Genomic DNA, 12,723 nt, shown 5'->3' with positions numbered 1-12,723 from the left:
AGTTTACTTAGCTAAACTATAAATAAAACTAATATATTCAACCAACAAAAAACGCCCCCCGGTTGGAGAGCGTTTTTTAGGTTAAGCTAAAGAATTAGCCGTTGATAACCGGAGCGGACTCAACAGAAGCCAAGTCTAAGGGGAAGTTGTGAGCGTTGCGCTCGTGCATTACTTCCATACCCAGGTTAGCGCGGTTGATCACGTCAGCCCAAGTGTTGATTACGCGACCGCTAGAATCGATTACGGATTGGTTGAAGTTGAATCCGTTCAGGTTGAATGCCATGGTGGATACACCTAAAGCAGTAAACCAGATTCCAACTACGGGCCATGCACCTAAGAAGAAGTGCAGTGCGCGAGAGTTGTTGAAGCTAGCGTATTGGAAGATCAAACGACCGAAGTAGCCGTGTGCTGCAACGATGTTGTAGGTTTCTTCTTCTTGACCGAACTTGTAACCGTAGTTTTGAGATTCGGTTTCGGTAGTTTCACGTACCAAGGAGGAAGTTACCAAAGAACCGTGCATTGCACTGAACAGTGCGCCACCGAATACACCTGCTACACCCAACATATGGAAGGGGTGCATCAAGATGTTGTGTTCAGCTTGGAATACCAACATGAAGTTGAAGGTTCCGCTGATTCCCAGGGGCATACCATCAGAGAAGCTTCCTTGTCCGATCGGGTAGATCAGGAATACTGCGGTTGCTGCTGCAACGGGTGCAGAGTATGCAACACAGATCCAAGGACGCATTCCTAAACGGTAGGATAATTCCCACTCACGACCCATGTAGCAGAATACGCCGATCAGGAAGTGGAAGATTACCAACTGGTAAGGGCCACCGTTGTACAACCACTCATCTAAGGAAGCAGCTTCCCAGATGGGGTAGAAGTGCAGACCGATTGCGTTAGAAGAAGGTACAACAGCACCAGAGATGATGTTGTTTCCGTACATTAAAGAACCGGCTACGGGTTCGCGGATACCGTCGATGTCTACGGGGGGGGCTGCTACGAAGGCGATGATGTAGCAGATAGTTGCTGTTAACAGGGTCGGGATCATCAGTACACCGAACCAACCGATGTAAATCCGGTTGTTGGTGGATGTTACCCAGTTACAGAACTGATCCCACAGGTTGGCGCTTTCGCGCTGCTGTAAGGTAGTTGTCATATCTTAGGTATGATTGCTATATGGTTTTCAAGGTTCGTCGGTAGTGATTTCTCTACCGTGATTACAGTATGGCACGGTCAATGAAGTTTTGTAAAGGGTTTTTTCAGAAACTTTACTTAACTAAGTTATAAACAAAACTAATGATTTGCGGTTGAGGGGGTTGTAAAGTAGATGTGGCAGTCTGTTGAGTCCTCGAACCATGTCTTCTACAATTACCTACAGTCCGGCTTATACTCTCGTTCCCACCTACGAATGTTTTAATCGGTGTCATTACTGTAATTTCCGAGAGGAACCGGGAACCCGTCCTGGGTTGAGTTTGACGCAAGCCGAACAAATCTTAAACTCTCTTAAAGATCGGGGGGTGATTGAGATTTTAATCTTAAGTGGAGAAGTTCACCCTCACAGTCCCCAACGTCCGGCTTGGTTTCAACGCATTGATCAACTTTGTCAACTCGCCCTGTCGATGGGGTTTTTACCCCACACCAACGCCGGGCTATTGCTCTATGATGAAATGGCACAACTCAAACAGGTTAATGTGTCGATGGGGTTAATGTTGGAACAACTGACCCCCAAACTCCTCGAAACCGTCCACCGCCACGCCCCCAGTAAAGTTCCTCAACTGCGGTTACAACAGTTAGAATGGGCCGGAGAGTTACAAATTCCCTTTACAACCGGTTTGTTATTGGGAATTGGGGAAAATGAGAGCGACTGGCGGGAAACCTTAGAAGCGATCGCCGGAGTTCACCAGCGTTGGGGACATATTCAAGAAGTGATTCTACAACCTCACAGCCCCGGTTCTCAGCAAATGTCGCCCGGTGAAGCGTTTAATCTTCATCAACTCCCCGAAGTCGTCGCGATCGCCCGTTCGTTGCTTGCCAACGAGATTAGCCTACAAATTCCCCCGAATTTAGTCACTCATCCCGATATATTAATGAAATGTATCACTGCCGGAGCCAGGGATTTGGGCGGTATCAGTCCCCATGATGAAGTTAATCCCGATTATCCTCACCCGGATGTTCAAGCGCTGGCGAAGATTCTCCAAGCTAGGGGTTGGCAACTGCAAAAACGCTTACCCGTCTATCCTCAGTATATTCCGGGGTTGCCCGCCAAATTAAAAAGGGCGATTGAGAATTTAGAGGTTGCCAGTTCAAGCACCTCTCTGGTATAATAAAAATTCGTGATACGGCGGCATAGCCAAGCGGTAAGGCAGAGGTCTGCAAAATCTCCACCCCCGGTTCAAATCCGGGTGCCGCCTTTAGTTGAATAACACATTATTTGTCGTCATTAACAGATTAATGTCGTTATGGGAAATGGTGATCGCATTCTCTGATACTGCTATATCTGTGTGAAGTTGTAAATATTGGTCATACTTTTGATCGCGATCGCCTACTTTTCCACTTTTCAGTTTGTTAATTGATCATTCTCCCCAATTTATTCGGGAGTAGAAGTTATATTCACTCCGTTTTTTTAATCGCTTTTCCAAGCATTAATTAAACCGTAAAATTACGGAAAATACTCGGAGAGGGAATACAGATAAAATTATAAAAGTTCAGTAGGTCTACTGTTCCCCTTCCGAGGCGATTAGTATAAGCTTACAAGTAGAGTTTTAAATGACTTCCTCGCCAAAGCCGTCATTCGTTGACCTCTGGCGGTTTTTAACTGACTTCCCCAGCTATTCAAGAGAAGTCAAGCCAACGCCAGCGAAAAAAATAAGATTGATTTTAAAATTGTGTTCTCTATTCATCTCCTTATTACCGATGACCATGAGTTTTAAATCATGTTTTTTCTGACTTCTAAAAAATTGGTTCTTTACGTTCCCAAATGTTTTTATGAGATTCAAGACTTTTATAAGGTAGATTTAAAGTATGTTAGCTGCAACGGTTTTCAAATTGATGATTGTAGATATCTGGTGTGGAAACAAGAAAGTTCTAATGATCTACGTTTATCTTTTTTTCTAGTTCACGATGTTGAGAGTACAGAAGAAAATAAATACAGATTATACCTCCAGCCTTATCAAACGTTAACCGATCAATCCGAACTTGAATTTTGGTTTAAACAGTTCAATGTGGGGAATAGAAAGCGGAGTCAATTAATTGATATAGGAAATTTTTCTTCAATGACTAAGTTTCAGCCTTTTATGACGGCGACTTTAGTTGAAGAAAACTTTATGAACTCTCAAGCTGCACCCAACACTGAAGAACTTTCTCAAGCCATTACAGAATCAATTCGTGATAGCTTTTACCGACAAAATAACATTGAACTCAAAAATAAAACGTCTCTAATTTTAAAAAATCGACAAATTTCAGATAATGAATGTCAATTGGTTGTGAAAAAAGGGATTGAGTTTTCTACAGAGTCTAATGGAAGTCAAACTTGGGTTAATTTCAAATTTACTCATTTTTCAAGAAGTTATCATTCAATTGCAGATTTAGACCTGAACGAACCCATCGATCATAAACAAAACCGAATCGTGAATATTGTTACCGGAAGTCAATTATCTAAGAGGGTTAAAACGAAATCAGAAGTTAATTTTATTGAAAACTGTTATTTGACCTTTAATACATCCCAAGCCGCAGATCGACAGTTTAATAACTACCGATTTTCTCAAGAAAAGTTTTACTTTGAACAAACAAATCTCGGTCAGACCGTTGAGTTAATAGAAGAACTCAAAACCCTGGGAAAGTTTAAGCCTTCTGCGATTAATTTTGAGAGTTTAAACAATCTTTCATATTGTCAAAAGATTATTCACCGACATAAAAAGTTTGTTTGTTCGGAGGGAAAAACCTTTTACACCGCACAAAAAGGTTTATACCATGCGGGTGTTTTGCAAAAGCCAATTCATTTACAAGTTGGAGTCATAATTCCACAAAATACTCTGGAAAACTATCAATTAAATCGGGTCGCCGAACAAGTGAACAAAAGACTTGATTTTTTGTATAAAGAAGCGGTTGCCAAAGTAGAGAAAAAAGATATAATTATTTTTGACTATAACAATTTTAACGGGTTAGAACAGATCGATCCAGACCTTTGTTATTTGTGTGTTTTAGTCAAACCCTCAGCCAAACGTCTTTCATTTGCAACCTCCGAAAAAATTAACAAAGTTAATCAAGAACTGAAACAACAGTTAAAAGACGAAAGAATAGTTTTTAGAATTATTAATGAGATTCAAGATGAATTTACCGTTGCTAACGCTTTGCTGAACTTGGGATGCAAACGCGAAGCAATCCCCTGGAAAATTGATCAAATAGACCCGGAGGATACCGATCATATTTTTATTGGTATTGACTTGGGACATGACAGCAAGAAAAAGCAGTCTAAACTCACTTTTGTTGCGGTTGATAATCAAGGTTTATTTATTGACTCGTACCGTCAAAATCATCTCCGGCTAAAAGAGCAAATTTCAGATGAAGTTTTAGAAAAATGTCTGCGAGGATTATTGAAAAAGGTTCGGAATAAAATCAATCGGGAAAATCTAAACTTAACCCTTCATCGAGATGGTATTTTTTCTGAAAAAGATCGGGTTCAAACAATTTTACAAGAATTAGGAGTTGCAAACTTTAACTTGGTTGAAATTGTTAAAAGTGGTAATCCAGTAATTGGCTTTAAGTCAACTGTAAATGGAAAAGACAGATATCTGGATAGCTTTGAAGGACATTCTATTTTTCTAGATGATGATCTTTCTTATCTGGTGACAAACGATCAATCTTTGTCTAAAAATACCGCACCCGAACCCATTCGCATCAAAAAAATATCTGGAAATAAAAACATCCAACAATTAACCGAAGAAATCTACTGGTTAACTCACTGTTACTCGGTGAATATTTTTCAAGCGACTAAACTTCCCATTACTTTAGAACTTGCGAATAATTTATCCTATACAAAAGATATGATTCATTTTTCGACTTCGTGATGATTAGATTATCTTTAAATAGGAACTGATCGCTTTTTAGCCGACTCTCAATCAATTTAACAGGTAAAATTATGCTCGTCCTAAAACTTCAGGAAATTATCGAAAATTTATCAATGGATAATTGAAAATTGATAATTGATCATTAATTAATCAGGTTGAAGACCTCTCCTTATCCATTATCCATTATTTCCTCTCTATCAATCCTCTTCGTAATGGTCGAGGTAATTATCCATTATCCATTATTAATTATCAATTATTGAATGAGACAGGGTATAGACGCCGGAACAGTCTAAAGATTCAACTAATTGAGAGATATCTTTTCCGCTCACCGGATCGATCCAATGGGGTGCAATTTCAGCGAGGGGAACCAACACAAAAGCCCGCTCTCGCATTCGCGGATGGGGAATTTCTAAGGTTGGTGTTTGCAGAATCAAATCATCAAAAAGCAGCAAATCTAAATCTAAAGTTCTGGGTCCCCAACGTTCGCGACGAACTCGCCCAAATTGGGCTTCTACATTAAGCAGAATTTGCATGAACATTTCTGCGGTTTGAGCGGGAGTTTCTTGGGTGTTTTCCACCGTTAATATCGCACAACCATTAATATAATTGGGCTGAGGCGGTCCAACCGGGGCGGTTTGATACCAACTCGAACAAGATTTTACCGCAATACCGGGGCGATTATCCAAGAGTTCTAAAGCCATTTTAACAGTAGCCAGGGAGTCTCCTAAATTACTCCCGAGAGCAATTGCCACTTGTGCAGAGTTCATATTAACAATTAAAGATCAAATAAATTAAGATGTAGAATTAGGGGCTTGATCAAATAAAAGCTGATTATTATCTGCTTTATTCTGTCCAGGATCTTGATACAAAGGAACCGTAAAAGTAACAGTTGAACCCAAACCTTCCCCCAGACTGTAGAACTTAACATAACCTCCCATCGCTTGTACCAACTTCTGAGAAATCACCAATCCCAAACCGGTACCGCCATATTGTTTAGTATATCCGGCATCGACCTGAGAAAAAGCTTTAAAAAGGCGATCTTGCTTTTCTAAAGGTACACCAATACCGGTATCGGTGACTCGAAATTCTACAAAACCCGGAAATTCTTGATTATGAACAATAACTTTTTGATAAAGAACTCCCAAACTAATACTCACACCCCCTTCGTGAGTAAACTTAATTGCATTTCCGACCAAGTTAAGCATCACTTGAAGCAGGCGTTGATAGTTGGCATAAACAATCAAACTTTTCGAGTAAGAATGTTCGTGTATCGAGAAATTCAATCCCTTTTGTTGAACTTGAGTTTTAGTAAACTGTTCGACTTCTTTTAACAGTTCATTCACCTTGACCAAAGCCAAATCTATTTCCATTTTCCCGGCTTCAATCTTGGCAATATCTAAAACATCGTTAATCAAATTGAGCAAATGTAAAGCGGCGCGATGACCTTCTTGAACAAACTCTCGTTCTTCTTCGGGGTCGTCAACCATCCCATCAATAACCAGTTTGAGAAAGCCAATAATACCATTGAGCGGGGTCCGCAGTTCGTGAGAAGTATTCGCCAAAAATTCACTTTTGAGACGCGAAGAGGCTTCGGCTTCCGCTCGGGCTTCTTCAAGTTCTTGATATAAAGTCGCGTGGGCGATCGCGGTTCCGACATGAGTCGCCAGTTCCCGAACAAAATCAATTTCAGCGAGCGTCCACTGACGAAAGCGATCGCATTGGTGGAGAGCGATCAACCCATTGGGGCGAATTACACCATTAGGCTGATCGAGGTAAGAAGTCGCCACCACCAAAACCGAATGACGTCTGTAGAGGTCTTCTGCTGCTGAAGTGCGTTCGAGGGCGATGGGTTCCAAAGTCGCCAGGGCTTGACTCCAACCCCACTCGTGACTAATAGAAGTTTCCAAGCCCAACATACTTTCATAGGGGTCTTGCAGATATTCAGCGACAACTTGGCTGTGCTGGAAGCGAACATCACCATGAGCCTGATCGGGTTTGTAGGGGCAAATAATACAGCGGTTAACGCGCAAAACCTGACCCAGACTCGTCACCGTTTGTTGCCAAATTTGCTTGAGATCGAGGGTGCGGCGAATTTTTTGGGTAATTTGACTGAGAAGGGTTTGATAAATTTGAGAACTCGGAGGAACCGTCCGACAAATAGTTCCGGCAATTTGGACCAGCATTTTTTGCTGGATATCAAAGTTAGAAGGTAAAGATCGATAAGCAATAATTTCTTCGAGGTCAGCCTCGGAATTCATCTCGCTGGCTTCGAGACCCCGACCCATCACCAACACCCGAGTTGCTTTACCTTTGGGGGTCAAAATCGGACTGATCACCAATTCAAAGGGTATGTAATGATCTTGATAAACGAAGGGATAACTAAATCGCTCTGGAATGGAACTTTCGAGAACCCGTTGAATTCGTTCTAGATAAGGTTCCAACAAAGCAGGCCCAAAGGTTTCCCCCATGTGAAGGCCCACAACTTGGTCAGCATCAAGATCGTAAGATTCGCTCTGTTGCCAATAGAACGACAAATACTTACCGGTGGCATCCTGAATAAATACTAAATCAGCCCCCAACTCTCGCCAAATGTCGGCAGGAAATGAGTTTGAAAGCTGAAAGTTTGTATTGGAGTTCATCAGCGTTCGCGACAGGGAACCTTTACCTCAACGCAATTTAGAAAAGTTAAGCCGCACCTCCGACTCAAAAAATCTGAGCATTTTAGAGCGTCAGACCGACTAACTGAGCTAAAAAAGAGGAACTTTTGACTACTAACCTTTGATTCTAGCTTTTGATTCTCGATCCCGGATCGATTGTTGGGTTGATTAGTAATCAAACTTCTCTCCTTTTAGTCTTCAGTTTAGAGTGTTAATGGGGTGACAGAGGTGACTAACACCAAGAAAACAGGACTTCCCGCCCTATCCCATCGGATAGAATGGGGAGCCATCTCAAAAGCTTAGTCATTCCACTCACCCCGAGGGGGAACCGGAGGATTTCGCTGGAGTGTCAAAGCCAATTCATCTTCGGGGCGTTCACCTCTAAGCCACTGACGCAAAGCGGTTTCGATCACCTTGCTCGGGTCGTTAGTCAGATGCTTAATCTGATCGAGTAGCTCTGGGTCTATTTTTATTGAAACTTCAACTTTCGTGGGTGCATCGGAGGAAGATAGGGGGTTCTGCTGGTTCATAACGTCAAAAATCCTAGCCAATCAAAATCTAACTAAATCTTTAGGGAGAATCAGCACGGCTGAGTGCGATTTGCACCTGCAACTGCGGGCAACTTTACCCCAGATCACTGCGCCTCATTTATTCGCAACAAGACAGAGCCACCTCAGATTCCGTGCCTATTTCTATTGTACGGTGCCGGTTCAACAATCCACCAAACTGAGTTGTTGTCACCCGTCGCCCGTCCCCAACCGCAACACCGGCAGTTTTTTAGGGTCGTTCAAACTTGGAGGGAGGATCGAACCCTTGAGCGGGCTGACCCGAGAGGGCGCGACTCATAAAATCTCGCCAAATGGGAGCGACGGTGGTTCCTCCGGTAGACCCAGACGCCAAAGGCGTGTAATCATCATTCCCGACCCAGACGGCGGTGGACAATTGGGGCGTATACCCCACAAACCACACATCCCGCTCGGAGGAAGTGGTTCCGGTTTTTCCGGCCGCCGGACGGCCGATTTGCGCTCGGGTTCCGGTTCCTCCGGTGATTACCCCTTGCATGGCGCTGTTGAGGGAAGCCACCGCCCACTGATTTAACACCAATCTCGGTTTGGGCGTGTTATCCAACAATACATTTCCCTGACTGTCGGTGACTTGCACAATAAACGTCGGGTCAGAATGCCAACCATTATTGGCAAAGGTGGCAAAGCCCCCGGCCATTTCCATCGGGGTGACGTCCACCGAACCCAAGGGTAAAGAAATTACCGGGTCCATCGGACTCTTAAAGCCCAAAATGCGGCAGACTTCGATCACTTGATTGAGTCCGACCTCTTGACCCAATTTCACCGCCGGAATATTGAGAGAACTTTCTAAAGCCGCCCGAACACTCACCGCCCCGGAATAGCCGCCCCCGTAGTTGCGGGGGGAATAGTAACCATAACCATCGGGATAACTCACCGGCGTATCATAAACGGTTGATTCGGGGGAATATTTACCCGTCGCAAAGGCGGTATAGTATACAAACGGTTTAAACGCCGAACCCGGTTGACGTTGAGCTTGGATGGCCCGGTTGTACTGACTGGTTTTGTAGTCGGCGCCGCCCACCATCGCCTTAACAAAGTGGGTTCTCGGATCGACGGCGGCCAGGGCAATTTGACCGTTATTCCAGTTGCGGTAAACGCCCCAATAGTACAGGCGTTCGTGCCATTTGCTCACCACATCTTCGGCCATGCGTTGGAAGTTGAGGTCGATGGTTGTTTGTACCCGCATTCCGCCCTTGAGTACCGCATCCCGGCCAAACTTGCGGGTTAACTCCTGAACCACCGCTTCGGTGACGTAGGGTAACTGACTCTGACGGAACGAAGTAATTCTTCCCACCAACAACGGCTGTTTGCGGGCTTCGGCTTCTTCTTCTGCCGTAATCCATTTTAACTCCCGCATCCGATCCAAAACGATCGACTGTCTCTGCTTGGCTTTTTTGTAGTCTACAAACGGACTGAAATCTTCCGGCGCCGGAATTAAACCCGCCAGCATGGAGGCTTCGGCGAGCGTCAGGTCTTTAGCCGATTTATTAAAATAACTCCGAGAAGCGGTTTCTACCCCGTACAGGTTATGACCCCAATAGACTTGGTTGAGATATAGCTCTAAAATCTCGTCTTTGGCTAAAATTTGTTCTAAACGAATCGCCATCACCGCTTCTGCGGCTTTCCGGCTGATCGTCCGGTTTGGCGAGAGAAACAGGTTTTTCACCAACTGCATGGTTAGGGTTGAACCCCCCTCTACCGTCTCTCCGCTCTCTAAGTTGGCTACAAAAGCCCGGATAATTCCTGTCGGATAAATCCCTTTGTGATAGTAGAAATTGCTGTCTTCAATTGCTAAAACCGCACGCTTGAGGTGAGGTGAGATCTCGTCAAGCGTGATCACTTCCCGGTTGGCTTCATCGTGAAGACTGGCTAAAGGTCTGCCCTGAATATCATAGATGTGGGTGGTTTCTGTCGGGGCGTAGCTTTGCAGAACCCGCACATCCGGTAAATTTCGGAAGCTGACAGCTAAACCCACTAGCCCTCCGGCCACGACGGAACTCGCCAACATGGTAACACTCAGCAGCGTTCCGGCCGTGACCTTGCTAACCGACTGCACGAAGTCAAATATACCTTCTGAGTTGTTGACTTCCGGTTTTTGGTGGATAGCGTTAGTTGATGACACGTTAGATTTCACTCCCTTCAGGAAAACGAGGCAACAGGGGATCGGTTACGGGTTAGAATCACTCCGCCAGGGCGATCGCGATTAGCTATGTGATAGCATACAGCATTGTTTTGCTGCTGTGGGATCACTTTTGTTGAACCCAACCCAGAAAACTTATTTCTCTGGCTTGGTGTTCGTCTCGACTCTGGCAAGAATTCCCCAATCGTACACCGACAATGGTAAGATGCTCTATGAATATAAGTCAGTGATTAACACTTGAAAGATCGCCGGATCAAGATTAGCCGAATTTAGCCAATATTTGCAATAATAAAAATCCTCATCAAATTATGGCATTGAGTCAACCTCCGAAAGAGAGATTAACAGAAGCATCTCTCGATAATAATATGACGAGACTGCGACGAGGTGTTAGCGAAATTTTTCCCGAACAACCCGATTCGACCAGTCCCGATGACAATTTTAACCAACGATTGGCTCAGTCCAATCAACCTTTACGAGTTAAATTCGGGATCGATCCGACCGGAACCGATATTCACCTCGGACACAGTGTTGTTTTCCGCAAACTCCGCGATTTTCAAGATGCCGGACACACCGCTGTTCTCATTATTGGTGATTTTACCGCAAGAATTGGCGATCCGACCGGAAAATCGGAAGTTCGCAAACAACTCACCGCCGAACAAGTTCAACAAAACGCCCAAACTTATCTCGATCAAGTTCGTCCGATCCTCGATTTTGATACCCCCGGACGGTTAGAAATTCGCTATAATTCCGAATGGCTATCGAGGCTTGATTTGGCTAAAATTTTGGATTTGCTTTCCACGATGACGGTCGGACAAATGTTAGCCAAAGAAGGCTTTGCGTTGCGCTACGAAAAAGAAGCACCGATCTATTTACACGAATTTCTCTATCCCCTCATGCAAGGTTATGACTCGGTTGCCGTCGAAGCCGATATCGAACTCGGAGGCACCGATCAAAAGTTTAACCTAGCTGTCGGTCGAGATTTACAACGCCATTTCGGACAAAAACCTCAATTTGGTTTATTAATGCCGATTTTAATCGGTACCGATGGCGTTCAGAAAATGTCGAAATCTCTGGGAAATTATGTCGGACTGTCAGAAGATGCCCTGACGATGTATTCCAAATTGGAAAAAATTCCCGATGATTTAATTCTACAATATTTTGAACTCCTCACCCTAATTCCCCTCGACGGGCTTCCCGAAAATCCCCGAGAACGACAAAAATTATTAGCCTTAGATGTGGTTTCTCAATATCACGGCAAAGATGCCGCATTAGAAGCCCAAAAAGCCGCCTTAAACCTCACGGGCGGTAACGTTAAACAGGCCGATGCCGTTCCCGAATTTTCCCTGGCTGAAATCGAATTTCCGGCAAAATTATTCTACATTCTCAGCGCCAGCGGACTGTGTAAAAGTGGCAGCGAAGCCCGACGACAAATGCAGGGCGGAGGCGTGCGGCTAGACGGCGAACAAATCACCGATGCTAACCTAACTTTTGATTCTATAGATGATTTGAAAGGACGGGTTTTGCAAGTTGGGAAAAAGAAATTTGTGCGGTTAGTCGGATAATGAATACAGAAAAAATAATCGTTCCCCTCGATGTTCCCACCATTACAGAAGCGATTGCCTTAATTGACCAATTGCCCCAAGTTTCTTTCTGGAAAGTCGGTCTAGAACTGTTTGTCAGTACCGGACCGGAAATATTAACCCAACTGAAACAACGAAAAAAACGAATTTTTCTCGATCTCAAATTTCACGATATTCCTAACACCGTAGCGGGCGCTTGTCGGGCGGCTTCTCAGTATGGCGTGGATTTAATTACCATTCACGCAACAGCCGGAAAAGTGGCGTTAAAAGCCGCTCAAAAAGCCCTAGAAGATGGGGCAAAAGTGGCAGATAAACCTGTGCCAAATTTAATCGCAATTACCCTATTAACGAGTTTAAATTCTCGCGAATTAGCCTTTGATTTAAAAATCCCCTTGGAGTTACCCGAATACGCCCTACAAATGGCGTTACTCGCCCAAGAAAGCGGGTTGGCGGGGGCGGTTTGTTCGCCCCAAGAAGTCGAACAGTTGCGGCGAACTTGTGGGGATGATTTTCTGTTAGTTTGTCCGGGTGTTCGTCCGACTTGGGCGGAAAAAGGCGATCAGCAGCGTTCATTTACCCCGTCTCAGGCGTTGAAAGCCGGCGCCGATTACCTGGTCATCGGACGACCCATCACCGCCTCAGAGGACCCCGTAGCGGCTTTACAACGCATTTTTGAGGAGATATCCTAAATTG

The 12,723-nt window shown here is 44.3% G+C and carries 9 protein-coding genes and 1 tRNA gene; 5 read left to right on the top strand and 5 right to left on the bottom strand.

From position 1 onward, the window contains the following. Positions 1-94: 94 nt before the first annotated feature. Positions 95-1,159: a photosystem II q(b) protein gene (gene psbA, locus ACL6C3_RS02015; protein ID WP_413164888.1), complete on the bottom strand. Its 1,065-nt coding sequence runs from the start codon at positions 1,157-1,159 to the stop codon at positions 95-97. Between the two features lie 199 nt (positions 1,160-1,358). On the opposite strand from psbA, the gene cofG reads away from it, so the two are divergent. The 3 genes from cofG (at position 1,359) to ACL6C3_RS02000 (ending at position 5,069) form a co-directional block, all read left to right on the top strand. Continuing rightward, positions 1,359-2,327, top strand: coding sequence for a 7,8-didemethyl-8-hydroxy-5-deazariboflavin synthase subunit CofG (gene cofG, locus ACL6C3_RS02010; RefSeq protein WP_413164885.1), 969 nt, complete (start codon positions 1,359-1,361; stop codon positions 2,325-2,327). A gap of 16 nt (positions 2,328-2,343) precedes the next feature. Beyond that, positions 2,344-2,414: transfer RNA gene (locus ACL6C3_RS02005), tRNA-Cys, on the top strand. A gap of 522 nt (positions 2,415-2,936) precedes the next feature. Then, a complete protein-coding gene (locus tag ACL6C3_RS02000) occupies positions 2,937-5,069 on the top strand; it encodes a hypothetical protein (protein WP_413164882.1) in 2,133 nt (710 codons plus the stop codon). Between the two features lie 242 nt (positions 5,070-5,311). Here ACL6C3_RS02000 and folK read toward each other — a convergent pair whose 3' ends face one another. From folK to ACL6C3_RS01980, 4 genes are all read right to left on the bottom strand, one after another. Then, positions 5,312-5,836, bottom strand: a complete 525-nt coding sequence (gene folK / locus ACL6C3_RS01995) for a 2-amino-4-hydroxy-6-hydroxymethyldihydropteridine diphosphokinase (protein WP_413164879.1) — start codon at positions 5,834-5,836, stop codon at positions 5,312-5,314. A gap of 24 nt (positions 5,837-5,860) precedes the next feature. Continuing rightward, positions 5,861-7,708 carry an ATP-binding protein gene (locus tag ACL6C3_RS01990; RefSeq protein ID WP_413164877.1) on the bottom strand — a complete coding sequence of 616 codons (1,848 nt, stop codon included), beginning with the start codon at positions 7,706-7,708 and terminating at the stop codon, positions 5,861-5,863. Between the two features lie 317 nt (positions 7,709-8,025). Beyond that, positions 8,026-8,256: a hypothetical protein gene (locus ACL6C3_RS01985; RefSeq protein WP_413164874.1), complete on the bottom strand. Its 231-nt coding sequence runs from the start codon at positions 8,254-8,256 to the stop codon at positions 8,026-8,028. A 247-nt stretch (positions 8,257-8,503) separates the two neighbouring features. Next, positions 8,504-10,318: a transglycosylase domain-containing protein gene (locus tag ACL6C3_RS01980; RefSeq protein ID WP_413168236.1), complete on the bottom strand. Its 1,815-nt coding sequence runs from the start codon at positions 10,316-10,318 to the stop codon at positions 8,504-8,506. A gap of 440 nt (positions 10,319-10,758) precedes the next feature. On the opposite strand from ACL6C3_RS01980, the gene tyrS reads away from it, so the two are divergent. Then, a complete protein-coding gene (gene tyrS / locus ACL6C3_RS01975) occupies positions 10,759-12,012 on the top strand; it encodes a tyrosine--tRNA ligase (protein WP_413164871.1) in 1,254 nt (417 codons plus the stop codon). After that, entirely contained in the window at positions 12,012-12,719 is a 708-nt protein-coding gene (gene pyrF, locus ACL6C3_RS01970; protein ID WP_413164869.1) for an orotidine-5'-phosphate decarboxylase, read from the top strand. Before tyrS ends, pyrF begins: the two co-directional genes overlap by 1 nt. Positions 12,720-12,723: the final 4 nt, after the last annotated feature.

It is taken from the genome of Capilliphycus salinus ALCB114379, assembly GCF_047276495.1.
Classification (GTDB): domain Bacteria; phylum Cyanobacteriota; class Cyanobacteriia; order Cyanobacteriales; family Microcoleaceae; genus Capilliphycus; species Capilliphycus salinus.
The sequence above is the reverse complement of the archived record's forward strand: the minus strand, read 5'-3'. Positions and strand labels throughout refer to the sequence as shown.

Bases quoted from the DNA above. Each gene is read 5' to 3' on its own strand.
- cofG (WP_413164885.1), top strand. From the start codon at position 1,359: ATGTCTTCTACAATTACCTACAGTCCGGCTTATACTCTCGTTCCCACC.
- ACL6C3_RS01985 (WP_413164874.1), bottom strand. From the start codon at position 8,256: ATGAACCAGCAGAACCCCCTATCTTCCTCCGATGCACCCACGAAAGTT.
- tyrS (WP_413164871.1), top strand. From the start codon at position 10,759: ATGGCATTGAGTCAACCTCCGAAAGAGAGATTAACAGAAGCATCTCTC.
- pyrF (WP_413164869.1), top strand. From the start codon at position 12,012: ATGAATACAGAAAAAATAATCGTTCCCCTCGATGTTCCCACCATTACA.
- ACL6C3_RS02000 (WP_413164882.1), top strand. From the start codon at position 2,937: ATGTTTTTTCTGACTTCTAAAAAATTGGTTCTTTACGTTCCCAAATGT.
- ACL6C3_RS01990 (WP_413164877.1), bottom strand. From the start codon at position 7,708: ATGAACTCCAATACAAACTTTCAGCTTTCAAACTCATTTCCTGCCGAC.
- folK (WP_413164879.1), bottom strand. From the start codon at position 5,836: ATGAACTCTGCACAAGTGGCAATTGCTCTCGGGAGTAATTTAGGAGAC.
- ACL6C3_RS01980 (WP_413168236.1), bottom strand. From the start codon at position 10,318: ATGTTGGCGAGTTCCGTCGTGGCCGGAGGGCTAGTGGGTTTAGCTGTC.
- psbA (WP_413164888.1), bottom strand. From the start codon at position 1,159: ATGACAACTACCTTACAGCAGCGCGAAAGCGCCAACCTGTGGGATCAG.